The following is a 22,439-nucleotide window of genomic DNA, read 5'->3' on the forward strand; positions in this document are numbered from 1 at the left end:
TCGAGCGGCGTCCTCGCCGAGACCGGCCCGGTCGAGCCGACCGCCGTCGCACCCGCGCACCGCCGGCTCCCCCGAGCGGGAGACGTCCGCGCCCTGGTGGACGAGCGCCGTCGTCTACCAGATCTACCCGCGCTCGTTCGCCGACTCGAACGGCGACGGCATCGGCGACCTGGGCGGCATCCGCTCGAAGCTCGACCACCTCGCCGACCTGGGGGTCGACGTGATCTGGCTCTCGCCGGTCTACCCGTCGCCGCAGCACGACAACGGCTACGACATCTCGGACTACGAGGACATCGACCCGCGGTTCGGCACGCTGGAGGAGTTCGACCTGCTCCTCGCGGAGGCCCACGAGCGCGGGATCCGCATCGTGATGGACCTCGTGGTCAACCACACGAGCGACGAGCACGCCTGGTTCGTCGAGTCCCGCTCCTCGCAGGAGGACCCGAAGCGCGACTGGTACTGGTGGCGCCGCGGGCGCCGCTCGGCCGAGGCCGGCCGCGAGCTCGAGGCGGCCGCCGGCGCCGGCCTCGACGTCGCCGAGCCGAACGGCTGGCGCTCCTACTTCTCCGGCCCGGCCTGGACGCTCGACCCGGCGACCGACGAGTACTTCCTCCACCTCTTCGCGGTGCAGCAGCCGGACCTCAACTGGGAGAACCCCGAGGTGCGGCACGCGGTGCACGCGATGATGAACCGCTGGCTCGACCGCGGAGTCGACGGCTTCCGGATGGACGTGATCAACCTCGTCTCGAAGGACGTCGGAGCGATCGACGGCGAGCAGGGCGGCGCCGGCATCGTCGGAGGAGTGGGTCCGCGGCTCCACGAGTACCTCCGCGAGATGCACGAGGCCGTGTTCGCGCACCGCGAGGGCTCCTTCCTCACCGTCGGCGAGATGCCCGGGGTCACCCTCGAGGAGGCCGTGCTCGTGACGGATCCCGAGCGCCGCGAGCTCGACATGGTCTTCCAGTTCGAGCACGTCGGCATCGACCACGGAGTCGACAAGTTCCACCCGGTGCCGCTGGATCTGGTCAGTCTGAAGGCCAATCTCGCCCGCTGGCAGGACGGCCTGGCCGAGCGCGGCTGGAACAGCCTGTACCTCGGCAACCACGACCAGCCGCGGCTCGTCTCCCGCTTCGGGGACGACGGCGCCCACCGCTACGAGTCCGCCACCCTCTGGGCCACGCTCCTCCACCTCCAGCGCGGCACGCCGTACATCTACCAGGGCGACGAGATCGGGATGACGAACGTCCCGTTCGCCGGCATCGAGGACTTCCGCGACGTCGAGTCGCTGAACTACTGGGCCGAGGCGGTCGACGAGCGCGGCGAGGACCCGGAGACGGTGCTCGCCGGGCTGCGCGCGCAGAGCCGCGACAACGCCCGCACGCCGGTGCAGTGGGACGACGGCCCGCAGGCGGGCTTCACGACCGGCGAGCCGTGGATCGCGGTCAACCCGAACGCCGCCGAGGTGAACGTCGCCGCCGACCGGGCCGCCGAGCGGTCGGTCTTCGAGTACTACCGGGCGCTGATCGCCCTGCGGCACGCCGACGAGACGGTGCAGCTGGGCCGGTTCGCGCTCCTCGAGCCCGAGCACCCCGCGCTCTTCGCCTTCACCCGCACCGGGCCGGGCGAGCTGCTCGTCGTCGGGAACGTGTCCGGCGAGCCGATCGAGGTGCCGCTCCTCGAGGAGTGGGCGGAGGTCGAGACGGTCCTCGGCAACGTCGCCGGTGCGACCGGGTCGACGCTCGGCCCGTGGGAGGCGCGCATCCTGCGCCGCTGAGTCCCGCCGCGTCGTGCCCCCCGCTCCGTCGCGGGCCGGGGCGCGGGCCCCTCGCGATGCGCCCGAGTCGAGCGGTTCCGCGCGGGCGGGGGGCCTCAGGCGGAGACGCGGTCCAGCTGAGCGATGTCGCTCCGGGTCAGCGGGAGGGCGGCCGCCGCGAACAGCGACTCGAGCTCCGCGGCGTTCCGGGCCCGGACGATCGCCGCTGAGACCTCCTGGTGCGAGAGCACCCAGGCGAGCGCGACCACGCCGGGCTCCGTGCCGTGGGCCTCGGCGATCTCGTCGAGGGCCGCGAGCACGCGGGAGCCGTGACGGCCGACGTAGTCCAGGCCCGCCTCGAACAGGGCCGACGCCGGCTCGTCCGTGCGGCTGCGCAGGGCGCCGGTGAGGTAGCCGCTCGCCAGGGGCAGCCGCGCGAGGGTGCCCAGCTCGAGCCGCACCACCTCGGGGGCGACGTCGGCCTCGTAGGTCCGGCGCTCCATCAGGCTGTACTCCGACACGACGGCCGAGAGCGACGGCAGCGCGAACGCGGTCGCCGTCTCGTGCAGCGCCGTGATCGCGGCTCCGCTGAAGTGCGCGGCACCCAGCGCGCCGACCGAGCCGTCCGCGAGGAACGGCGCGACCGCCGCCAGGCTCTCGGCGATGGGGATCCCGGGGTCCTCGCTGTCGAACGAGAGCAGGTCGATCCGGGTGCCGAGCCGCTCGAGGCTCCCCTCGATCGCGATGCGGACGTCCTCCGGGGCCAGGCCCGGCGCGTCCGGGTGCCGGCCGACCTTCGTCGCGACCAGCATCCGCTCGCGCAGCCCGCTCTGCTCGAGCCAGCGGCCGATCATGTACTCGCTCCGGCCGGTCGCGTAGTGGTCCGCCGTCGAGATCACTGTGCCGCCGAGACGGCCGAACGCGTCGAGCACCTCGGTGGTGTCGTCGATGCCGGCGGCCCAGCCGAAGACGGAGCCGTCGAGGGCGAGCGGATGCACGGGGAGGCCGGTCCGACCCAGGGTGCGTGAGAGGAGGGGCGTCTCCGGCTCGGTGGCCAGCGGCGTCGGGTCGGTCACGGAGTCCTCCGGTCGGGGCGGTGCGGCGCGGTCCCGCCACCGTACCCCATGCCCCCGCCGACGACGGACGCCCGCCCCACCGGAGTGGGACGGGCGTCACGGTCGTGCAGGAGGGGTCAGCTCTCGGCGGGAGCCTCGGCCTCGGCCTCCTCGGCCACGACGGGCGCGAGGGACAGCTTGCCGCGGTCGTCGATCTTGGTGATCTGGACGAGCAGCTTCTGGCCGACTCCGAGGACGTCCTCGACGTTCTCGACGCGCTTGCCGCCGGCGAGCTTGCGGACCTCGCTGATGTGCAGCAGTCCGTCCTTGCCGGGGAGGAGCGAGACGAACGCGCCGAAGGTCGCGAGCTTGACGACGGTTCCGAGGAACTGCTCGCCGACCTCGGGGTTGGTCGGGTTCGCGATGGCGTTGACCTGCGCACGCGCGGCCTCGGCCGACGGACCGTCGACGGCTCCGATGTAGACGGTGCCGTCCTCCTCGATGGAGATGTCGGCGCCGGTCTCGTCCTGGATCGCGTTGATCGTCTTGCCCTTGGGGCCGATCAGCTCGCCGATCTTGTCGACGGGGATCTGCACCGAGATCACGCGGGGCGCGGTCGGGGCCATCTCGTCGGGCTGGTCGATGGCCGCCGTGAGCACCGCGAGGATCGTGGTGCGGGCGTCCTTGGCCTGCTTGAGCGCGGCGTCGAGCACCGACGACGGGATGCCGTCGAGCTTCGTGTCGAGCTGGATGGCCGTGACGAACTCGGCGGTTCCGGCGACCTTGAAGTCCATGTCGCCGAGCGCGTCCTCGGCGCCCAGGATGTCGGTCAGCGCCGCGTAGCGGGTCTGGCCGTCGACGACGTCGGACACGAGGCCCATCGCGATGCCCGCGACCGGGGCGCGCAGCGGCACACCGGCGTTGAGGAGCGACAGGGTCGACGCGCAGACCGAGCCCATCGAGGTCGAGCCGTTGGAGCTCAGCGCCTCGGAGACCTGGCGGATCGCGTAGGGGAACTCCTCGCGGCTCGGCAGCACCGGCACGAGGGCGCGCTCGGCGAGGAAGCCGTGCCCGATCTCGCGACGCTTCGGCGATCCGACGCGGCCGGTCTCACCGGTCGAGTAGGGCGGGAAGTTGTAGTGGTGCAGGTACCGCTTCTTGGTGACGGGCGACAGCGAGTCGATCTGCTGCTCCATCTTGAGCATGTTCAGCGTGGTGACGCCCAGGATCTGGGTCTCGCCGCGCTGGAAGATGGCCGAGCCGTGGACGCGCGGGATGACCTGCACCTCGGCGTCGAGCGGGCGGATGTCGGCCAGGCCGCGTCCGTCGATGCGCACGCCGTCGCGGAGGATGCGGCCGCGGACGACCACCTTCGTGACGGACTTGTACGCCGCTCCGACCTGGTTGTAGGCCTCGGCCGAGAGCTGGCCCGAGGCGATGCGCTCGGCGATCTGCTCTTTGACGCGCGCCTTGAGGGCGTCGTCGGCGTCCTGCCGCTCGACCTTGTCGGCGATCTGGTACACGCGGACGAGCTCGTCGTAGCTGAGCTCGGCGACGTTGTCGTAGGTCTCCTGCGCGTAGGGCAGGAACACGGGGTAGTCCTTGACCGGCTTCGCGGTCTCGGCGGCGAGCTTCGCCTGCGCCTCGACGAGCGCGCGGAGGAAGGGCTTGGCGGCCTCGAGGCCCTCGGCGACGACGTCCTCGCTGGGCTTGGTCGCACCCGCCTTGATGAGGTTCCAGGAGGACTCCGTGGCCTCGGCCTCGACCATCATGATGGCGACGTCCGAGGAGCCGTCCTCGTTGGTGACGACGCGGCCCGCGACGGTGAGGTCGAAGACGGCGTTCTCCAGCTGGGAGGCCTTGGGGAAGGCGACCCACTGGTCGTTGCCGGAGCCGTCGGACATGAGCGCGAGGCGGACGCCGGCGACCGGGCCGGAGAACGGCAGGCCGGAGATCTGCGTGGAGGCGCTCGCGGCGTTGATCGCGAGGGCGTCGTAGAACTCGTCCGGCGCGATGCTGAGGACCGTGATGACGATCTGGACCTCGTTGCGCAGGCCCTCGACGAACGAGGGGCGCAGCGGCCGGTCGATCAGACGGCACACCAGGATCGCCTCGGTGGAGGGGCGGCCCTCCCGGCGGAAGAACGAGCCGGGGATCTTGCCGGCGGCGTAGGAGCGCTCCTCGACGTCGACGGTCAGCGGGAAGAAGTCGAAGTTGTCCTTCGGGTTCTTCGAGGCCGACGTGGCCGAGAGGAGCATGGTGTCCTCGTCGAGGTACGCGGCGACGGCGCCCTGAGCCTGCTGCGCGAGGCGGCCGGTCTCGAAGCGGACGGTGCGGGTGCCGTACGAGCCGTTGTCGAGAACGGCTTCGGCGAATGTGATTTCAGGACCTTCCAAGAGGTCTGTCTCCTTAACGTCTGCAGCGGCGCCCCTTCTGGGCGCCGGCGTTCGTCGGAGCAGCGGTCCGGTCAGGAATCGAGACGATCCCACGGCAGGGCTTCGCGCCGTGCCGTCGTGTGGAGGGCGTTCGTGCTGGCCACCAGTAGAAGAGCTCCGGGCTGTCGCGACCTGTGCCGCGAGCGGGACGTGCCGCCTGCGACTCGTGCCGAGGCGGTTCGTGCTCTGTCGCACGCTGCCGCTGTCCGGGACTCCACCACCGAGGACCAGCTTCCTGCCGGCCTGCTCCGTGGCTCGAACCCTGGGTCGACCGGCGGTCGCTTTCGGATTCGGAACCGGTTCATGCTATCAGCCGCGGTGCGGTTCCTCCATGGACCGCGCCGACCCGGCGGGCCTGCCGCCCGTCAGCCCCGCGTCTCGTGCATCAGCAGCTCGACGCGGAGCCCGCTCCTCGCCGTCACGATGCGGGCTGGGACGCGAGGCGACCTCCCCGCCTCCGAGAGCCGGGCGAGGGCGGCCTCGACCACGTTCTCGAGACCACGCGGCACCTGGCCGACGAGCCCCGAGGGACGCTGGGCCGCGAACAGGCGGACCGGCATCGGAGCGTCCACGCGCTCCTCCTCAGCGGTGCGGCGCGGGATCACGGCGGTGACCTCGTCCTCGCCGAGGGCGAGCACTCGCGCGATCTCGTCCTGGTGCGGGCGGGAGTCGGCGAGGCGGAGGAGAGTGTCGCCGCGCCGCGACTTCGGGCGCAGCTCGTAGTCGTAGTCGTCGAGCCTGCCCGAGCCGCGGTCGTCGGAGGGGAGGGGGTTCGCGTCGCCGCGTCCGAACGAGAAGAGCTTCATGCCCCCATTGTCCAGCGCGGAGCCCCTCCCCCGCTCGCGTCAGGCGGTGCGCCGCATCCGGGCGATCGCCGCGAGCACCAGGACGAGCACGACGGCGACGAAGCCGAGCAGGACCGGCACGGCCGGCAGGAGCGCGAGCGCGGCTCCGATCGCCAGGACCGGTACCGCGAGGCCGAGGTAGGCGGCGAGGAACATGGCCGCGAGCACCTCGCCGCGGGTCTCGTCGGTGGCGAGCGAGCCGGCGACTCCGAGCGCCAGGCGGAAGAGCAGGCCCACGCCCGCTCCCGCGAGCACCCCGCCGACGATGAAGGCGGCCACCGAGACGATCACGGCACCGGTCGCGACCAGCAGCAGCCCGGCCGTCAGCGCGACGGCCGCGAGGCGGAGCGCCGTCCGGGAGGACAGCCGGGTCGAGACCAGCTGCGCGAGGGCTCCTGCGGCGAAGACCCCGAAGGAGACCGCGCCGGCCTCGAGGTGGGAGGTCTCGCCGAAGCGGCCGGCGAGGAAGGTCGGCGCCAGTGAGGTGAAGAGGCCGAACACGGCGAACCCGGCGAACGCGCCGACCGCGGCCGAGAGGAAGACGTCGCGGGACGCGGCCGGGACGGCCAGGCGCTGCGGACGGTAGGCCGGGAGGACCTCGCGCCGCTCGACCGTCTCGGGGACGAGCGCGACGCCGATCCCGAGGACGACCAGGAGGACGAGGAACACGGCGTAGGGGACGACCAGCGGCTCGCGCACCGTCACGGCGAACACCCCGCCGACGAGCGGGCCGAGCGCCAGCCCGCCCATGTTGACGAGGGTGGACACGGCGCGGGAGGTGCCCGGCCCCTCCTCCGGACGGGCGACGGCGCGCAGCTCCGAGAGGTGGGCGGTGGCCGTCGCGGTGAGCGCGCCGACGCCGAGCCCGGTGAGCAGGCGGGCGAGGACCAGCCCGGGCACGTCCGGCCAGAGCAGGAACACCGCGGCCGCCAGGACCTCGACGAGGATCGAGGCGAGCAGGATCCGGCGGCGGCCGAGCCAGTCGCTGACGTGTCCGGCGAGGAAGAGGCTCGCCACGACTCCGACCGCGTACGCGGCGAAGACCACGGTGACGACGAAGGCCGGGAAGCCGTCGCGCTGCTGGTAGATCGCGTAGAGCGGCGTCGGCACGGTGGAGAACGCCATCACCGCGAGGAAGGCGGCGGCGATCACCCAGAAGCCGTGCCGGTGCGGGAGCTCGCGGCGGTGGACGGAGGGGAGGGAGCGCTCGGTGGTGGTCACGGTGTCCACAGTGCTCCGACCCGTCATCCGTGTCCAACGGAGGATCTCGGATGGATTGATCGCTCTGGTCGGATAATGGACGCATGGACGACCGCCAGCTCGCCGCCTTCGTCGCCGTCGCCGAGGAGCTCAGCTTCACCCGGGCGGCCGCGCGCCTGTTCGTCGTGCAGTCGACTCTCTCGGCGAGCATCCGCTCGCTCGAGCAGGAGCTCGGCTCGCCGCTGTTCGCCCGCTCGACACGGCGGGTGGCGCTCACCGCGGTCGGCGAGGCGCTCCTGCCCTCCGCCCGGTCGGCGATCGACAGTCTCGACCGGATGCGCTCGCTCGCGGCCGACGACGCGGCGGGGCTCCGCGGGCGGGTGCGGGTGGGCACCTTCTCCGCCCTCGACCTCGTCGACCTGCCCGGGGCGCTCGGAGTCTTCCGCGCCCGGCACCCGCTGGTGGACCTGCTCCTGCGCACCTCGACCACCGGCTCGACCGGTCTTGCGGAGGACCTGCGCCGCGGCCTGCTCGACGCCGCCCTGCTGGCACTGCCTGCGGCGCAGCTGCGGGGCCTGGCGGTGACACGGCTGGTGCGCAGCGACTACGTCCTGCTGGTGGAGAGCGCGCACCCGCTCGCCGCGGCGGGACCGCCCTCGCCGCAGGACCTCGACGGGCTCGCCTTCGTGGACACGCCCGCCGGCTTCGGCAACAGGGTCGCCGTCGACCTCGCCTTCCGCGAGGCCGGGGCGTCGCGCCGGGTGGCCACCGAGGTCGCCGATCTGCCGGGGATCCCCCGCTTCGTGCAGGCGGGGCTGGGTCCGGCGATCGTGCCCCGCGCGGGCGTCGAGCCGCTGGAGGGCGTCACGGCCCTCGCGCTCGACTGGCCGGGGCTCGTCTGGGAGCTCTCGGTCTGCACGGCGCCGCGTCCCTCCGCCGCGGTGCAGGCGCTCACGGCCGTGCTGGCGGAGCGCTCGGCCTAGGCCTCAGCCCTCGCGCAGGGAGCCGCGGACGATCGAGTCGCCGGAGTGCTCCGGGTCGTCGTCGAACGGCTCCTGGGAGACGTCCACGAGCGAGTACTCGTCGAGGTCGACGTCCTCGGGGACGGCGAAGACGCCGTCGGTCCCGTCGAGCACGCCGAGGCCGACCAGCCCGGAGGCGTCGGCGGCGAGGAGCCAGACCTCCCGGTACGAGTCGTCCGCGCCCTGCGCGTCGAGGTGCACGTGCAGGCGGCGGGCGCCGTCGGCGTCCTCCAGCTCGGCGGTCCCGCTCGCGCCCTGCCAGTCGGGGAACGCGGCGAGATCGGCGCGCGCCACCACCGCGGCGGTGTCGTCGCTCCGCGAGGCCTGCCACCAGGCTCCGCCCGCGACCCCGACGACGAGCGCGCCGAGAGCGGCCAGCACGGCGCTCAGAGCGCGGGGTCGGCGGCGGCGGGTGGGACGGTGCCGTCCCGGGGGAAGGGCGAGCGGGGGCGGCACGGCGGCGGCCGACGCGGGCAGGGCGCCGGGCCCGAGGTCGCCGAGAGCGAGCTCCTCGCGGATGCGGTCCCAGACCATCGCGGGCGGCGCTTCCAGCTCGACGGCGCGGCTCGCTCGACCCAGGCCCGCCGCGTGGCCGAGCTCGACCAGCTGCCGGGCGCAGTCGGGGCAGTCGCGCAGGTGGGCCTGCTCGGCGTCGCTCGAGTGCTCGCCGAGGGCGAGCAGGGCGAGCTCGTCGGGATCGAGGTGGGTCATGTGCTGCTCACCTCCAGGCGGGAGCGGAGCCGGTCGAGGCTGCGGCGGATGTGGCTCTTGACGGTACCGAGCGGCAGGCCTGTGCGCTCGGCGATCTCGGTGTGGGTGAGGTCCTCGTAGAAGGCGAGGCCGATGACGCGGCGGGGAACGGGGTCCAGGCGGGAGAGCTCGTCGGCGATCAGGATCCGCGCCTCGAGGTCGACCGGCGCCTCCCCCTCCTCGACCGGCGTCACGGCGACGAGGGCCTCGGTGAGACGCCGCTCGCGCGCCCGTGCCTCGTGCGCATCGGCGATCCTCCTCCGGGAGATGCCGACCAGCCAGGCGCCGAGCGCGGCCCGACCGGGGTCGAAGCCCGAGCGGGACGTCCAGGCGGAGACGAACACCCGCTGCACGACGTCCTCGGCGTCGCCCCGATCGCCGAGCGAGCGCAGTGCCAGCGTGAACACGAGCGGTGACCAGCGCGAGTACGCCTCGGCGAGCGCCGCCTCCTCCCCCGCGGCGAAGCGCAGGCCGAGCCGGGCCACGAGGGCGCTGTCGGCCTCGGCGCCGTCGGCGGGCTCGCTGGTCTCGATCAGGGGGTCCCTCCAGGGCTGCGGGGAGCGCCGGCGCCCGGGGGCGTGCGGCGCTGCGAGGCTCATCGTACGTCGGTGAGGCTCGGGCGGGCGGGTCAGCCGACCGGGACGGCCGTGACCACCACGTTGCTGAGGTAGTGGCGGGTGTCGTAGTCGAAGTCGCCGCCGCAGGTGATGAGCACCAGGCGGGGCGGTCCGTCGGCGGCGAACACGGCGGAGAGGTCGACCGTGGTCTTCTCGGTGGTCTCGACGGTCGAGACGGTGTACGTGCGCTCCGCGCCGTCCTCGCCGGTCAGGGTGACGGTCTGGCCAGGGACCGCCTTCTTCAGCTCGACGAACGGACCGAGGCCGTAGGCGAGCGAGTCGACGTGCGCGGCGATCACGACGGTGCCCTCCGGCTCGTCGAGGCCGGCGCCGAAGCGGTACCAGCCCGCGACCTGCGTGTCGGGCACGAGCTCCATCGTGCCGTCCTCAGCGACTCCGACCGGCTCCACCGCCATGTCGACGGGGAGCCCGTCGACGACGAGCCGCTCGGGGGCGAGGACCGCGGGGGCGGGGGTCGCGCCGAGCCGGGCGTCCGCCACCGGGACGGACGGAACGGCGACGGGCGACGACGCGGGCGGAACGGGAGCGACCGTGGCCGGCACCGGCTGCTGGGGCGCCGAGGAGACGACGGCGGGAGCGGGCTCCACCCGGGACTCCTGCGCCGCGCATCCGGCGAGACCGGCACCGGCCACGATCAGCCCGACCACGGCGAGGACGCGCAGAGGGAAGGGGCTCCGGCTCATGGCGTCCTCCTGGGTCGTGGTCGGGGGGTGCCGGGACGGCCGCGCTCCAGCACGGCCGACCCGGCGGTCGGTTCCTCGGGTCAGCGACGCGAGGCGGCGGTGCGGCGGCCGATCAGCACGGCGCCGGCGGCGGCGAGGGCGGCGAGCAGTGCTCCGCCCCACCAGCCCGCGGCGGCGTCAGGACGGTTGTCCGCGGCGAGGCCGGCCTCACCGGCGGGGACGCCCGACGGCGAGGAGTGCAGTCCGTCGATGGTCTGCGTCGCGAGGGCGAGGTTGCCCTTCTCCAGGCTGCCCCACGCGTAGACGATCGTGTTGACGCCCTCCTGGACCTGCACGTCGGCCGGGCCGATGACCGGCGCGGTCGTGCCGGTCGCGGCGACCACGGTGGAGATCGTGGCGGGCGCGAGGTTCAGCACGCCCTCGTTCGGGTTGGTCACGTTCGTCAGGACGGGCGACCCTCCGGCGAGGATGTCGACGGCCGGAGCGGCGGCGATGTGGCGGACCGTGAGCCGGCCCTCCCCCGCGGCGGTCTTCGAGATGTCGTTGGTGAAGAGGGTGGCGGTGGGGGTGTTGTCCGGCTTCAGGTGCGCGGCGACGGTGTAGCTCTTGCCTGCCTCCAGGCTGATGTCGATCGGGCCGATCACGGGGGCGCCGGCGTCCGCGGCGGTGGAGGCCGTGATGGCGACCGTGTAGGTGCCGGTGGGCAGGTCGAGCGGGCCGGCGAGCGAGCCGGGAGTGAAGTCGTCGAGCGTGAGCTTCCCGTCGACGTAGACGTCGACCGGGGTGTCGGGGACGGCGTGCAGGACCGAGAGGTCGGCCGAGTCGGCGTCGGCGGCGGTGGCGGGCGTGGCGGCGATGCCGACGACGGCCAGGGTTCCGATGCAGGCACCGGCGAGCAGGCTGCGGGAGAAGCGGGAGGTGGTCACGGTGTTCCTCTTTCACGATGGGACCCGCGAGGGGTCGGGGGGTGGTCGAGAAGGGCCTTCACCACTACTTCCGGCCGAGACGCCTCCTCGGATGCACCCGATCTGAGATTCCTCGAGAGATTTCCCGCCCGGCGCTTCGCGAGCCCCTCGCGGCGCTGGCCCGAGCGCCCGCTCCGGGCTAGCCTCCGACCAGGAGGTGCGGAGGATGGGCAGGCGCGGCGTGGTCCTCCTCCTCGCCGCCGCGGCGCTCACCACGGCGGCGGTCGCGGGCGTGCAGGGCTCCCTCACCCCTCGGGCGCCGGTCGCCGACCAGGCCGCCGCCGCCTCCGACGCCCCCGCCCAGTGCGACGACGCCCGGGAGCTGCTGGCCGCCTCGTCCGCCTTCGAGGGCGGAGCGGGCGTGCCGGCGGGCCACCTCGTGGCCTGCCTCGACGAGGACCACCGGCGCCTCACGATCCACAACCGCACCCCCGTCGTCTGGAGTCTCGGCGATTCCTCCGTGCGTGGCGTCGCGAGCGGGACGGACGGAGTGACGGGGCTGCTGAGCCTGCACGCGTCGCAGTCCTCCTCCGGACTGCTGCTCGCTCCGGGATCGGCGGCCTCGGTCTCGGCCGGCGACGGGAGGATCCGTCCGCGGCCCGACGAGCCCTCGACCCGGCTGCAGCTCGCGCTCACCGCGGTGGTCGCGGCTCAGGATCAGGCGATCGGCCCCTCCGCCGGTCCCGACAGCATCATCCGCGGCGCCGCGCTCACCTGCGCCGTCGTGGTCGCGGAGTCCGACACCGGCTGGCGGGTCACCTCGGCGCAGGCTCTCGCCGCGGCGGCCGAGGATCCGGTGTGCGCCCGCGACTGGTCCCGCGCCCAGCGCAGCGCGGCGGCGTGGCGGATCGCCCTGCCCGGGCTCGTCGACGCCGTCGAGGCTCCCGGCCGCCCCGAGGAGGACTCGGCGCTCCAGCGGGCCGCGGCCGACTGGTTCTCGGCCTCGAGCGGCTTCTCGTGGGGCGGAGTCGACCGCCCCGCTCCCCTGCCCTGACCTGCACCGCCGGCCTCGTCCGCGCCGGGAACGCGGAACGGGCCGCCCTCCGCGAGGAGGACGGCCCGTTCGGCAAGAAGTTCGCGGTGTCATCGAGACCGCGCCCTGCTCCGGGAGGAGCTAGCGGCGCAGACCGAGACGCTCGATCAGCGAGCGGTAGCGGTTGATGTCCACATCCGACAGGTAGCCGAGGAGTCGACGACGCTGACCCACGAGCAGCAGCAGACCACGACGCGAGTGGTGGTCGTGCTTGTGCTCCTTGAGGTGCTCGGTGAGGTCCTTGATCCGCTTGGTCATGACCGCCACCTGGACCTCGGGGGATCCGGTGTCACCGGGGTGGGTCGCGTACTCTTCGATGATCGCCTTCTTGACATCTGCTTCGAGTGCCATATATGGGATCCCCTCTCTCTCGTTGCGCGGTGCCCGGCGCCTGGTGCGTGGGCTCTCTTGATCCGCGGCCGTCGAACGGCAACCGGACGACTCTACCAGAGGGAGGGCCGGATCAGGAGCCGGTGGCCCGGTTCCAGAGCACGACGAGCCACGGCGAGACCAGCAGCTGCCAGTAGACGAGCACGAGGACGTTGACGACCACGCCGATCCAGCCGGCGATCGGCGGTCGCTTCTCGCGGCGCCGGGCCCGGAGGGTGGAGACGGCGAGCAGGATCCCGGCGAGCAGGACCGCGTGCACGAGCGCGGTGTAGAGCACGCCGACCAGCAGGTCGCTGACGGCCTGGTCGCCCGGGTAGGCGCCGAGCGAGATCAGGGCGTACCAGACGAAGAACGACAGCGGGACGGCGAGGACGGCCAGGAGGACCGAGGCGATCCCTGCTCCGTAGCGGTGGAGGAGTCCGCGCGCGCCCGAGGCGGTGGCGCCGGTCCGCGGGGCTCCGGCGCGGACGCCGCCGGTGGAGCTGCGCCGACCACCCGTGGCGGCCGCGGCGCGACGCGCACCCGCCTCGGCGGCGGTGCGGATCGAGCGTCGCGAGGGGGCGGCTCCGGCTGCTCGCGGGACAGGAGGACCCTGACGCCCGGGCGCGCCGTCGGATGACGTGCTCATGCCTCTCACCCTAGGGGATGGCCCCCGAGCCCCGGATCGGCGCGACACGGCCCGTCGGGGCGGCGGAGTCAGCAGAATGGAGCGAGTGAGCCAGACCCCCCGCGCCCCCCGGCGCAGCCACGTCCTCGACGCCTCCCCCCTCCGCGAATCCCCCGCCTTCGCGCGGCTCTGGGCCGGCAACGTGATCTCGGGCATCGGCGGCCAGATGACGATCGTCGCGGTCGGCCTGCACATTTACGAGCTCACCGGCTCGACCCTCGCGGTCGCCCTGGTCGGCGTGGTGGCGCTGGTCCCGACCGTGATCGCCGGCCTCTACGGCGGAATGCTCGCCGACGCGTTCGACCGCCGCCTGGTGCTCCTGCTCGCCGCGATCGTGGCCTGGGGCTCGACTGCGGGGATCGCGGCCCTCGCCTGGCTCGGCGCCGAGACTCCGCTGTCCCTCTACGCGCTCACCGCCGTGAACGCGGTGGCGACGACGGTGATCGTGACCACCCGGATGACGCTGGCGCCGCGGCTGCTCCGCACCGAGCTGGTCCCCGCCGCCGCCGCGCTGGGCGGCATCGCGAGCGGTGTCGAGGTGACCGTCGGGCCCGCCCTCGCCGGGGTGCTGGTCGCCTCCTCCGGCTTCGCGATCACGTACACGATCGACGTCGTGCTGTTCCTCGCCGCGTTCCTCGGCATCGCGGGGCTGCCGGCGCTCGTGCCCGAGGGCGAGCGGCAGCGGCCGGGGCTGGAGTCCCTCCGCTACGGACTGGGCTTCCTGAAGGGCGCTCCGAACATCCGGATGTCCTTCCTGGTCGACATCGTGGCCATGACCTTCGGCCAGCCGCGCGTGGTCTTCCCGGCGGCCGCCGCCGTGCTGCTCGGCGGCGGCGCGGTGACGGTGGGCGCGCTCACCGCCGCCTTCGCGATCGGAGCGCTGCTCAGCGGCGTCTTCTCCGGCCGGCTCACCGGGGTCCGCCGGCAGGGCCTCGCGATCGGCCGCTCGATCCAGGTGTACGGAGCGTTCGTCGTCGCGTTCGGCGCGGTCCTGCTCGGCGCCGCGCTCGTGAAGCACGACGCGTCGGCGCCGAACACTGTGCTCATCGCCCTCGCGGCGGTCGCCCTGGCGGGCGCGGGCGCCTCCGACAACATCAGCTCGATCTTCCGGCAGACGATGCTGCAGACCGCGGTCCCGGACAACATGAGGGGCCGGCTCCAGGGCGTGTTCATCGTCGTGGTGACGGGCGGCCCGCGGGTCGGCGACCTCTACACGGGGCTGCTCGCCTCGCTCGCGCTGCTCTGGCTGCCGCCGCTCGCGGGCGGGCTCGCGATCACCGCGATCCTCGCCGCGGTGCTGCGCCTGCGACCGGGCTTCCGCGCGTACGACGCGCTGCACCCGACGGCCTGAGCCCGGGGGCGTCTCCTCCGGGGCGGACGGGTCGGCGCGCCCGCCCGCTCGGCACCGGCCGGCGGACGGGCGCGCGGGGGATCAGTCGCCGGAGGCCGCGTCGGCGCCGCCGCCGTCGGTCAGGCGGTCGTCCGAGACCAGTCCGCTGTCGTCGTCGCGGCCCTCGACCCGCACCGGACGGTAGACGTGGAAGCCGTCGTCGTCGGGCTCGAGCTCCCAGACCACCTCGACCTCCTCGCCGTCGATGTCGGCCAGACGGGTGAAGGAGCGCTGCGGGGAGCCGTCGATCATCTCGAGGCGGATGCTCTCCTGCTCCGCTCCGCTGTCGAGGATGGCGGTGTACGTCGATTCGGTGTCCATGCCTCGACGCTAGACACGCGCGGGGAGGCGTCGCCACCCCTTGCGGCGGCGCCCGGTCCGCGTAGCGTCGGCACCATGACCGACACTGACATCACTCCCGCCGACTCCGACGACCGCGAGCAGATCACCGAGATGGTGAAGAGCGCCGGGATCGGGCTCCTCACCACCGTCAACGCCACCGGGCAGCTCGTCAGCCGTCCGCTCAAGGCCCAGGACATCGACTTCGACGGCGAGCTGTGGTTCTTCACGCAGGACCCGTCGCCCAAGGTCGACGACATCCGCGCGAACCCGAGCGTCAACGTCGCGTTCGAGTCGAAGAAGGGCTACCTGTCGGTGGCCGGCTCGGCGACCGTCGTGCACGACCCTGCGAAGGTGGACGAGCTGTGGTCCCCGGCCGTCGCCGGCTGGTTCCCCGACGGCAGGGACGACCCGACCGTCGCGCTGATCCGCGTCGAGGCCGAGACCGTCGAGTTGTGGGCGACCGACGAGCCCCGTCCGGTCGTGCTGTTCAAGGTCCTGAAGGCCGCCGTCACCGGCGGGCAGCCCGACATCGGCGAGAACCGCACCGTCTCCTTCGAGTGACCCCTCCCTCCCCGCGGGACGCGCCGGGGCGGACGCGTGCGGCGCGTCCGCCCCGGGACGGCGCCTCGCGGGGAGGTGCGTCAGGCGCCGCCGAAGCGCTCGGTGCGGACCCGCTCGGGCGAGTGGCCCTGCTCGACCAGGGCGGTGGCGACGGCCTCGACGAACGAGGTCGGGCCGCACACGTAGACGGTCGGCTCGAGCGCGGCCGGCAGTGCCGCCTCGACGAGCAGCTCCGGAGTGACGCGGCCGGCCGGACGCGCCGCTCCCGCCGGTGCCACTCGGGTGAAGACGTGGTCCACCGCGACTCCGCCCGTCGCGGCAGGCCGCTCGGCGAGCGCCGCCAGCTCCTCGCGGTAGTAGGCGAAGACGGGCGAGCGGACCGAGTAGAGCAGCTGCATCCGCGCCGTGCTCCCGGACCGGGCGTGCTCGCTCGCCATCGCCATCAGCGGCACCACGCCGCTCCCGCCCGCGATCAGCTGCACCGGCTCCGCCTGCTCGGGACGCCAGACGAACCAGCCGCCGATCGGGCCGCGGATCTCGAGCCGGTCGCCCGCCTCGAGGCCTTCGACCAGGTACGGGGAGACCTCGCCGTCGTCCAGCCGCTCGACCGCGAGCTCGACCCGCTCCCCGTCGGCCGGCGCGCCGATCGAGTAGGAGCGGCTCGCCTGGTAGCCGTCGGGCGCGGTGAGCCGCACGTCGAGGTGCTGCCCCGCCAGATGGCCCGGCCACCCGGGCACGCGGAGCACCAGAAGGCGCGACGTGGGAGTGAGCGGCGCGACCGATTCGGCCACCGCCTCCGTCCACATCACCAGTAGCGCTCCTCTTTCCAGGGGTCTCCGTGCATGTGGTAGCCGTTCTGCTCCCAGAAGCCGGGCTCGTCGCCGGGCATCAGGCGGAGCGTCCGCACCCACTTCGCGCTCTTCCAGAAGTAGAGGTGCGGCACCAGGAGCCGTGCGGGGCCGCCGTGCTCGGCTGCGAGGGGCTTCCCCTCGAACTCGGTGACGACCCAGGCCTTCCCGCCGCGGATCTCGGCGAGCGGGAGGTTCGTCGTGTAGCCGCCGAAGCTCTGCGCCATGACGAAGCCGGCGTCCGTCTCCAGGCCCTCCAGCAGCGTGTCGACCGAGACGCCGCGCCAGCTGGTGCCGAGCTTCGACCACCGGGTCACGCAGTGGATGTCGGTGTGCACGTCCTCGTGCGGGAGTGCGTCGAACTCCTCCCGGTTCCAGCGGCGGACGCCCGCAGGGCCGCCGTCGATGGAGAAGGCCCACTCGTGGATGTTCGGGGTGGGCCCGATCGAGAGGACGGGGAACCCGTTCTCGAGGTGCTGGCCCGGCGGGAGGTCCGGGTCCGCCTCCCTCTTGCCGAAGAAGCCCCGCGTGATGATGCCCATGTCCGCCCTCGTCGTCCTCGGGGCCTGGCCCCGGATCGCTGGAAACCGCTCGTCGCGCTCACGCTACCGCTCGGCGCTACCGCATGCGGGCCCGCCGGGCGAGCCCGGGACCGTGTCGGACGTCGGTGCCAGGATCGGGGCATGAGACGAACCGTCGTGCCGCCGTACCTCCTCGTCCGCATCGCCCGCCTCGACGATCCGGCCTTCGCCCGGGCCGCGCGGGCCGCGAGCCGCTCGCTCGAGCAGGACGTGCCGTTCCGGCGCGTCCGCCCCGGCGAGCCCTCGCCCGACCGCGGGGTGCCGACCGCCGCCGCGACGCCCTCTCCGCGCACCCGCGTGCAGTCGCTCCAGCGCACCATCGCGGACGCGCGGACGGAGGAGACCCTGCCCGGCACGGTCGTCCGCCGCGAGGGCGAGGCGGCCACGGGTGACGCGGCCGTCGACGAGGCGTACGACGGCCTCGGCGCGATGTCGGCCTTCCTGCAGGGGGCGTACGGCCGCGACTCCATCGACGACGCCTGGCTCCCGCTCGACGCGACCGTGCACTTCGGCGACGACTACGACAACGCCTTCTGGGACGGCTCGCGGATGGTCTTCGGCGACGGGGACGGCCAGGTGTTCCGCCGTTTCACCGTCTCGCAGAGCGTGATCGGCCACGAGCTCGCCCACGGCATCACCGAGTACACGGCGAACCTCGTCTACCGCGGCCAGTCCGGAGCGCTCAACGAGTCGGTCTCGGACGTGTTCGGAGCTCTGCTGGAGCAGTACGGCGCCGACCAGAGCGCCGACGAGGCGAGCTGGCTGATCGGCGAGGGGCTCTTCACCGACGAGGTGCAGGGCACGGCCCTGCGGTCGATGATCGCTCCCGGCACCGCGTACGACGACGACGTCCTCGGCTCCGACCCGCAGCCGGGCTCGATGGCCGACTACGTCGAGACCGACGACGACAACGGCGGAGTGCACATCAACTCGGGGATCCCCAACCGCGCGTTCGCCGTGGCGGCGACGACCCTCGGCGGGAAGGCGTGGGAGCGAGCAGGGCAGGTCTGGTACGACGTGCTGACCGGGGGTGTCCTCACCGCGACGGCCGACTTCGAGGCGTTCGCAGCGCTCACCGTGCAGGCCGCCGCCGAGCGCTACGGATCCGGCTCCGAGGTCGAGGCCGCCGTGCGCACCGGCTGGACGACGGTCGGCGTGACGCTGTCAGCCTGAGCCGGTCCGCTCGCGGGCGGAGGCGGGTAGCATCGCGCGCATGGACGTCATCGTGTCGCGCAGCGGCGGCTTCGCCGGCCTCCGCCGGGTGTGGCGGGTCGACGTCGAGCAGCAGCCCGACGAGCGCGCCTGGCGCGACCTGCTCGGCTCGCTCCCCTGGGACAGCGCCGACGGCGAGTCCCCCGGCCGGGCCGACCGCTTCGTCTACGAGATCCGCGTGCAGACGCACCGCGTCCGCCTCGGCGAGACCGAGCTCGACGGAGCCTGGCGCGAGCTGGTCGAGCGCGTGAAGAAGGCGCAGCCCCGCTAGGAGCTGCGCCTTCGTCGTGTGCCCGGAGCTACTTGGTGCCGAGCAGGTCGATCACGAAGATCAGGGTCTTGCCGGAGAGCGGGTGCCCTCCGCCGGCCGGGCCGTACGCCAGCGCGGGCGGGCAGATCAGCTTGCGCCGGCCGCCGACCTTCATCCCCGGGATGCCCTGCTGCCAGGCGCGGATGAGGTTGTTGAGGGGAAAGTTGATCGACTGGTCGCGGCTCCAGGAGGAGTCGAACTCCGCGCCGGTGTCGTACTCGACGCCGAGGTAGTGGACCTCGACGGTCGAGCCGGGCTGCGCCTCGGCGCCGTCGCCGACGACGATGTCCTCGACGACGAGGGTGTCGGGGGCCGGGCCCTCAGGGGCGTCGACCTCGGGCTTGGTCAGGTTCTCGCTGCTCATGCCTCGATCCTACGGCGCTCGGGAGCGGAGTCTGGGAGCGGGCTGCGAGCGCTCACTCGACCAGGGTGAGTCGCTGCGTCGGCCGGGTCATCGCGACGTAGAGCGACGCGGCGCCACGCTCGCCCGTCTGAGCGATGAGACGCGGGCGGGCGATGATCACGGAGTCGAACTCGAGCCCCTTGGCGTCGTTCGTCGAGAGCACGGCGATCGCGCGGTCGAGCCCGGTCGCTCCGCGGCCCACCTCCCGGCCGAACCGCTCCTCGAGGCGCTCGGCGATCGCGGCGAGGTCGTGGTCGGGCGCGATGACCGCGAGGGTGCCCTCCGCCTCGATGTCCCGGTCCTCGACCACAGCCGCCAGTACGCGCTCCGAGAGGCCCGCGTCGCCGCGGTCGCGGATCGTCCGCACCGGCCACTCGGTGGAGCGCACGGCCTCCCCCGGCGTGATCTCCAGCCCGTTCTCGCGCGCCGTCCGCTCGGCGAAGGCGACGATCTGCGCGGGCGTGCGGTAGTTGACCGTCAGCTCCTCCAAGCGCCACGGCGCCGCCTCCACTCCCCGGCCCTGGCGGCCGAAGGTGTCGCGGAGCGCGGCGTCCCAGCTCGACGCGGCGGAGGCGCCGGACGCCTGCGCGACGTCGCCCACGATCGTGAACGAGCGCATCGGGCAGCGGCGCAGCAGCACCCGCCACTGCATCGGCGAGAGCTCCTGCGCCTCGTCGACCACGACGTGCCCGTAGGTCCAGGTGCGGTCGGCCGCGGCTCGCTCGGCGGTGGTGCCGAGCACCGAGCGCTCGGCGAAGCCGGCCGCGAGATTCTTGGCGTTGACGAGGCCGTCGACTCCCATGTTGCGGATGGCGGCCTCCGCGTTCTCGATGTCGCGCTTGCGCTGCTCCTTCTCGGCCTTCTTCGAGGCGTCGGCCTGGTCGTCGTAGGCGCCGAGCAGCTCCGCGGCCTCGTCGAGCAGCGGCACGTCGGAGACCGTGAACGGAGCGTCGCGGTCGCGGCGGAGGAGGGCGCGCTGCGCGGCGGTCCAGCGCGGCGTGAGCGTCGCGAACCAGTTGGGACGGGCGTAGAGGTCCTGCAGCAGCTTCTCGGGGGTCAGCGGGATCCAGGCGGTGTTGAGCGCGACGCGCACGTCGTGGGCGGTCCGCACGTCCTCGCGCAGCACCGCCTCGTCGGCCTCGTCGACCGTGCTGCCGTGGCTCCGCAGCTGATCGGCGAGCTGACGCGTGAGCTGGGAGAGCAGCGTCTTGACGAAGGAGACGCGCGCCTCGTTGTGCGGCTTGCGGCTATCGCGCGCCCGGGTGATCGCTCGCTCCACGTCCTGCGGCTCCAGACGGAGCTTCTCGCCGTTGACGTCGAGCACCTGGGTCTCGGCCGGGACGATCTGGCGGGAGCGGACCGCGCGCTTGAGCAGCTCCGCCATCCGCGCCGAGCCCTTCACGCGGGCGACCGCGGGCACGTCCTCCTCGACGAGGTCGAGGCCCGGGTAGAGCTGGCCGAGCGTCGAGAGGACGACGCCCGTCTCGCCGAGCGAGGGCAGCACCGCCTCGATGTAGCGGAGGAAGGAGCGCGAGGGGCCGACCACGAGCACGCCGGAGGAGGCGATGCGGTCGCGGTACGAGTAGAGGAGGTAGGCGGCCCGGTGCAGGGCGACCGCGGTCTTGCCGGTGCCCGGCCCGCCCTGCACGACGAGCACGCCGCGCAGCTCGGACCGGATGATGCGGTCCTGCTCGCTCTGGATGGTCGCGACGATGTCGTGCATCCGGCCGGTGCGCTGCGCGCCGAGGGCCGCCATGAGCGCGCCCTCGCCCTGCAGCACGGTGCCCTCGCGCAGCAGCTCCTCGTCGAAGACCTCGTCCTCGAAGCGGAGGACCTCGCGGCCCCGAGTGGTGAGGTGGCGCCGGGCGCGGGTCCCCATCGGCCGGGCGGCCGTGGCCTGGTAGAACGCGGCCGACTGCGGGGCGCGCCAGTCGAGCAGCAGCGTGTCCTGCTCCTCGTCGCGCAGGCCGATCCTGCCGATGTAGCGGTGCTCGGAGTCGGCGTCCGCGAGCGTGAGCCGGCCGAAGGCGAGCCGGTCGTCGGCGCCGGTGAGCGAGCGGATGCGGTCCTCGTAGAGGCGCGCGTACGCGTCGCGCTCGGAGCGGCTCTGGTGGTTGCCGCCGACGCTCTCGATGCGGACGGTGTCCAGAGCCTCGCGGGCCTGGTCGATCAGCTCGTCGAGGCGGGCGTAGAGCGCCGCCACGTAGTCGCGCTCCCGAGAGAGCTCGGTGGCCTGCACAGTGCTGCCGTCCGTCATCGTCCGCCTTCCGAGGGTCCGCCGCCGCGGGCCGGGAGGCGCGGGATGCGCTCCGGGGGCCGCGGGAAAACAGGCGGTCCAGTCTACCGAGCGATCCGGAGAGGGCCGTGCCGTCAGCGGGATCCGGATGCCTCTTGCGCTCGGCGCCGCGGAGGAGCATCCTCTCTCCCACGAAGAGCTCGACGCCCCGTCCGAGCAGCCGGCCCTGCCGCTGCCGCAGGGCGTCGAGCTCTTTCTCCCGGGTGCCCGGCCGCCGTCCGATCATCGACCGGGAAGAGAACCGGAAGGCCCCGCGTTGCACGCCCCATGGCCACTCCGAGCAGCAGCGTCACCGCCCCCTCCCGCGCCTCGATCGACCTCACGGAGTCGGCGCGCGCCGGCTGGGAGTCGTGGCTCGCCCGACGCGTCGAGCGCGTCACCGGACCGCGGGGCGATCTCGCCCTCGTCGAGACCCGCTGGCTCGAGTCCGGCGAGAGCGTCGACGACGAGCAGGCGCTGGCCGGCTACGGCCCCTCCGCGACCCTGACGCGGATGCGTCGCGAGAACCTCGACACCGGCGAGCCCGAGTACGGCTACCGCGTCTGGGACGCGGCCTCCGACGGCATCCGCTCCTTCGACGCCATCGAGACCTTCCCCTTCGACGCCGCGTGGGTGCTCGAGGCCTGGTTCGAGCCGGTCGCCGAGGACCGCACCGTCCCGTTCGAGCACCTGCGCGACAACGGCGCCACCCGCGAGCTGGTCGTGCCCGGCGACATCACCTTCTCGCTCGTGGACGACGGCCGAGCCCGCGAGTACACCGTCGCCGCGTTCGACGACGGCGGCACGCTGCTCGTCCCGTTCGGCGACCCGACCAACCGCAGCGCCGACCCGGAGCTCGCGAGCTACCCCGTCGGCCGCTTCCTCGTCGTGCAGCGGATCGGCGGCGCGGCCGACGCGGGCACTCCCGGCCCGGTGCTCCTGGACTTCAACCGGGCCTACATCCCGCCGTGCGGCTTCTCGCCCCACTACAACTGCCCGCTGCCGCCCGTGCAGAACCGGCTCGGCGTGCCCGTGACGGCCGGCGAGCGCCGCGTGCGCAGCGCCTCCGCCTAGCCCGCCC

The 22,439-nt window shown here is 73.5% G+C and carries 23 protein-coding genes; 8 read left to right on the top strand and 15 right to left on the bottom strand.

Annotated features, from left to right (window positions below):
* Positions 1 to 121: 121 nt before the first annotated feature.
* Positions 122 to 1,774 carry an alpha-glucosidase gene (locus tag C5C24_RS14450; protein WP_104305306.1) on the top strand — a complete coding sequence of 551 codons (1,653 nt, stop codon included), beginning with the start codon at positions 122 to 124 and terminating at the stop codon, positions 1,772 to 1,774.
* 95 nt (positions 1,775 to 1,869) lie between these two features.
* Here C5C24_RS14450 and C5C24_RS14455 read toward each other — a convergent pair whose 3' ends face one another.
* From C5C24_RS14455 to C5C24_RS14470, 4 genes are all read right to left on the bottom strand, one after another.
* Complete coding sequence (locus C5C24_RS14455) at positions 1,870 to 2,829, bottom strand: aldo/keto reductase (protein WP_104282368.1); 960 nt, start codon at positions 2,827 to 2,829, stop codon at positions 1,870 to 1,872.
* Between the two features lie 116 nt (positions 2,830 to 2,945).
* Complete coding sequence (locus C5C24_RS14460) at positions 2,946 to 5,204, bottom strand: polyribonucleotide nucleotidyltransferase (protein WP_104226293.1); 2,259 nt, start codon at positions 5,202 to 5,204, stop codon at positions 2,946 to 2,948.
* A gap of 404 nt (positions 5,205 to 5,608) precedes the next feature.
* Positions 5,609 to 6,049 (bottom strand): hypothetical protein, encoded by a 441-nt coding sequence (locus C5C24_RS14465; protein WP_104276128.1) that lies wholly within the window; start codon positions 6,047 to 6,049, stop codon positions 5,609 to 5,611.
* A 39-nt stretch (positions 6,050 to 6,088) separates the two neighbouring features.
* The gene (locus tag C5C24_RS14470) at positions 6,089 to 7,309 is read right to left on the bottom strand and encodes an MFS transporter (protein WP_258065280.1); all 1,221 of its coding nucleotides are present in this window, start codon (positions 7,307 to 7,309) and stop codon (positions 6,089 to 6,091) included.
* Positions 7,310 to 7,392: 83 nt separating this feature from the next.
* Here C5C24_RS14470 and C5C24_RS14475 point away from each other — a divergent pair, with 83 nt between their 5' ends.
* Positions 7,393 to 8,271 carry a LysR family transcriptional regulator gene (locus C5C24_RS14475; protein ID WP_104282366.1) on the top strand — a complete coding sequence of 293 codons (879 nt, stop codon included), beginning with the start codon at positions 7,393 to 7,395 and terminating at the stop codon, positions 8,269 to 8,271.
* Positions 8,272 to 8,274: 3 nt separating this feature from the next.
* On the opposite strand, the gene C5C24_RS14480 is transcribed toward C5C24_RS14475, so the two are convergent.
* From C5C24_RS14480 to C5C24_RS14495, 4 genes are all read right to left on the bottom strand, one after another.
* Positions 8,275 to 9,021 carry an anti-sigma factor gene (locus C5C24_RS14480; protein ID WP_104276131.1) on the bottom strand — a complete coding sequence of 249 codons (747 nt, stop codon included), beginning with the start codon at positions 9,019 to 9,021 and terminating at the stop codon, positions 8,275 to 8,277.
* Complete coding sequence (locus C5C24_RS14485) at positions 9,018 to 9,659, bottom strand: RNA polymerase sigma factor (protein ID WP_104280693.1); 642 nt, start codon at positions 9,657 to 9,659, stop codon at positions 9,018 to 9,020. Before C5C24_RS14485 ends, C5C24_RS14480 begins: the two co-directional genes overlap by 4 nt.
* A 29-nt stretch (positions 9,660 to 9,688) precedes the next feature.
* Entirely contained in the window at positions 9,689 to 10,381 is a 693-nt protein-coding gene (locus C5C24_RS14490) for a class F sortase (RefSeq protein WP_104280694.1), read from the bottom strand.
* 80 nt (positions 10,382 to 10,461) lie between these two features.
* Positions 10,462 to 11,307, bottom strand: a complete 846-nt coding sequence (locus C5C24_RS14495) for a DUF4397 domain-containing protein (RefSeq protein WP_104276134.1) — start codon at positions 11,305 to 11,307, stop codon at positions 10,462 to 10,464.
* Between the two features lie 205 nt (positions 11,308 to 11,512).
* Between C5C24_RS14495 and C5C24_RS14500 the strand changes: the two genes are divergently transcribed.
* Complete coding sequence (locus tag C5C24_RS14500) at positions 11,513 to 12,340, top strand: hypothetical protein (RefSeq protein ID WP_146082637.1); 828 nt, start codon at positions 11,513 to 11,515, stop codon at positions 12,338 to 12,340.
* A 120-nt stretch (positions 12,341 to 12,460) separates the two neighbouring features.
* On the opposite strand, the gene rpsO is transcribed toward C5C24_RS14500, so the two are convergent.
* Positions 12,461 to 12,730: a 30S ribosomal protein S15 gene (rpsO, locus tag C5C24_RS14505; protein WP_104276136.1), complete on the bottom strand. Its 270-nt coding sequence runs from the start codon at positions 12,728 to 12,730 to the stop codon at positions 12,461 to 12,463.
* 112 nt (positions 12,731 to 12,842) lie between these two features.
* Positions 12,843 to 13,397, bottom strand: a complete 555-nt coding sequence (locus C5C24_RS14510) for a hypothetical protein (RefSeq protein ID WP_104276137.1) — start codon at positions 13,395 to 13,397, stop codon at positions 12,843 to 12,845.
* Positions 13,398 to 13,473: 76 nt separating this feature from the next.
* On the opposite strand from C5C24_RS14510, the gene C5C24_RS14515 reads away from it, so the two are divergent.
* Complete coding sequence (locus C5C24_RS14515) at positions 13,474 to 14,787, top strand: MFS transporter (RefSeq protein WP_104305297.1); 1,314 nt, start codon at positions 13,474 to 13,476, stop codon at positions 14,785 to 14,787.
* Positions 14,788 to 14,868: 81 nt separating this feature from the next.
* Here the strand turns inward: C5C24_RS14515 and C5C24_RS14520 are convergent, their stop codons facing one another.
* The gene (locus tag C5C24_RS14520) at positions 14,869 to 15,147 is read right to left on the bottom strand and encodes a hypothetical protein (RefSeq protein ID WP_104224817.1); all 279 of its coding nucleotides are present in this window, start codon (positions 15,145 to 15,147) and stop codon (positions 14,869 to 14,871) included.
* Positions 15,148 to 15,222: 75 nt separating this feature from the next.
* Here C5C24_RS14520 and C5C24_RS14525 point away from each other — a divergent pair, with 75 nt between their 5' ends.
* On the top strand, positions 15,223 to 15,729 hold the full coding sequence (locus C5C24_RS14525; RefSeq protein WP_104276139.1) for a pyridoxamine 5'-phosphate oxidase family protein: 507 nt from the start codon (positions 15,223 to 15,225) through the stop codon (positions 15,727 to 15,729).
* 80 nt (positions 15,730 to 15,809) lie between these two features.
* Here C5C24_RS14525 and C5C24_RS14530 read toward each other — a convergent pair whose 3' ends face one another.
* Positions 15,810 to 16,535 carry a ferredoxin reductase gene (locus tag C5C24_RS14530; protein WP_104305298.1) on the bottom strand — a complete coding sequence of 242 codons (726 nt, stop codon included), beginning with the start codon at positions 16,533 to 16,535 and terminating at the stop codon, positions 15,810 to 15,812.
* On the bottom strand, positions 16,535 to 17,119 hold the full coding sequence (locus tag C5C24_RS14535) for a molybdopterin-dependent oxidoreductase (protein WP_104276141.1): 585 nt from the start codon (positions 17,117 to 17,119) through the stop codon (positions 16,535 to 16,537). The genes C5C24_RS14530 and C5C24_RS14535 overlap by 1 nt, the downstream gene beginning before the upstream one ends.
* A gap of 141 nt (positions 17,120 to 17,260) precedes the next feature.
* Between C5C24_RS14535 and C5C24_RS14540 the strand changes: the two genes are divergently transcribed.
* Positions 17,261 to 18,331 carry a M4 family metallopeptidase gene (locus C5C24_RS14540; protein WP_104305299.1) on the top strand — a complete coding sequence of 357 codons (1,071 nt, stop codon included), beginning with the start codon at positions 17,261 to 17,263 and terminating at the stop codon, positions 18,329 to 18,331.
* A gap of 40 nt (positions 18,332 to 18,371) precedes the next feature.
* Positions 18,372 to 18,641: a protealysin inhibitor emfourin gene (locus C5C24_RS14545; RefSeq protein WP_104280700.1), complete on the top strand. Its 270-nt coding sequence runs from the start codon at positions 18,372 to 18,374 to the stop codon at positions 18,639 to 18,641.
* A 28-nt stretch (positions 18,642 to 18,669) separates the two neighbouring features.
* Here C5C24_RS14545 and C5C24_RS14550 read toward each other — a convergent pair whose 3' ends face one another.
* Positions 18,670 to 19,044, bottom strand: coding sequence for an FKBP-type peptidyl-prolyl cis-trans isomerase (locus tag C5C24_RS14550; RefSeq protein ID WP_104305300.1), 375 nt, complete (start codon positions 19,042 to 19,044; stop codon positions 18,670 to 18,672).
* Positions 19,045 to 19,096: 52 nt separating this feature from the next.
* Positions 19,097 to 21,340: a UvrD-helicase domain-containing protein gene (locus tag C5C24_RS14555; protein WP_104305301.1), complete on the bottom strand. Its 2,244-nt coding sequence runs from the start codon at positions 21,338 to 21,340 to the stop codon at positions 19,097 to 19,099.
* Between the two features lie 306 nt (positions 21,341 to 21,646).
* On the opposite strand from C5C24_RS14555, the gene C5C24_RS14560 reads away from it, so the two are divergent.
* Positions 21,647 to 22,432 carry a DUF1684 domain-containing protein gene (locus C5C24_RS14560; RefSeq protein ID WP_104305302.1) on the top strand — a complete coding sequence of 262 codons (786 nt, stop codon included), beginning with the start codon at positions 21,647 to 21,649 and terminating at the stop codon, positions 22,430 to 22,432.
* Positions 22,433 to 22,439 lie beyond the last annotated feature (7 nt).

Origin of the sequence: Rathayibacter sp. AY2B3, from assembly GCF_002931755.1 — a bacterium.
In the GTDB taxonomy this organism is placed as follows: Bacteria; Actinomycetota; Actinomycetes; order Actinomycetales; family Microbacteriaceae; genus Rathayibacter.

Coding starts and splice junctions, on each gene's coding strand:
- C5C24_RS14480 (WP_104276131.1), bottom strand. CDS start 9,021: ATGACCCACCTCGATCCCGACGAGCTCGCCCTGCTCGCCCTCGGCGAG.
- C5C24_RS14545 (WP_104280700.1), top strand. CDS start 18,372: ATGGACGTCATCGTGTCGCGCAGCGGCGGCTTCGCCGGCCTCCGCCGG.
- C5C24_RS14560 (WP_104305302.1), top strand. CDS start 21,647: ATGGCCACTCCGAGCAGCAGCGTCACCGCCCCCTCCCGCGCCTCGATC.
- C5C24_RS14510 (WP_104276137.1), bottom strand. CDS start 13,397: ATGAGCACGTCATCCGACGGCGCGCCCGGGCGTCAGGGTCCTCCTGTC.
- C5C24_RS14550 (WP_104305300.1), bottom strand. CDS start 19,044: ATGAGCAGCGAGAACCTGACCAAGCCCGAGGTCGACGCCCCTGAGGGC.
- C5C24_RS14525 (WP_104276139.1), top strand. CDS start 15,223: ATGACCGACACTGACATCACTCCCGCCGACTCCGACGACCGCGAGCAG.
- C5C24_RS14535 (WP_104276141.1), bottom strand. CDS start 17,119: ATGGGCATCATCACGCGGGGCTTCTTCGGCAAGAGGGAGGCGGACCCG.
- rpsO (WP_104276136.1), bottom strand. CDS start 12,730: ATGGCACTCGAAGCAGATGTCAAGAAGGCGATCATCGAAGAGTACGCG.
- C5C24_RS14515 (WP_104305297.1), top strand. CDS start 13,474: ATGGAGCGAGTGAGCCAGACCCCCCGCGCCCCCCGGCGCAGCCACGTC.
- C5C24_RS14555 (WP_104305301.1), bottom strand. CDS start 21,340: ATGACGGACGGCAGCACTGTGCAGGCCACCGAGCTCTCTCGGGAGCGC.
- C5C24_RS14540 (WP_104305299.1), top strand. CDS start 17,261: ATGAGACGAACCGTCGTGCCGCCGTACCTCCTCGTCCGCATCGCCCGC.
- C5C24_RS14465 (WP_104276128.1), bottom strand. CDS start 6,049: ATGAAGCTCTTCTCGTTCGGACGCGGCGACGCGAACCCCCTCCCCTCC.
- C5C24_RS14490 (WP_104280694.1), bottom strand. CDS start 10,381: ATGAGCCGGAGCCCCTTCCCTCTGCGCGTCCTCGCCGTGGTCGGGCTG.
- C5C24_RS14530 (WP_104305298.1), bottom strand. CDS start 16,535: ATGTGGACGGAGGCGGTGGCCGAATCGGTCGCGCCGCTCACTCCCACG.
- C5C24_RS14485 (WP_104280693.1), bottom strand. CDS start 9,659: ATGAGCCTCGCAGCGCCGCACGCCCCCGGGCGCCGGCGCTCCCCGCAG.
- C5C24_RS14500 (WP_146082637.1), top strand. CDS start 11,513: ATGGGCAGGCGCGGCGTGGTCCTCCTCCTCGCCGCCGCGGCGCTCACC.
- C5C24_RS14520 (WP_104224817.1), bottom strand. CDS start 15,147: ATGGACACCGAATCGACGTACACCGCCATCCTCGACAGCGGAGCGGAG.
- C5C24_RS14475 (WP_104282366.1), top strand. CDS start 7,393: ATGGACGACCGCCAGCTCGCCGCCTTCGTCGCCGTCGCCGAGGAGCTC.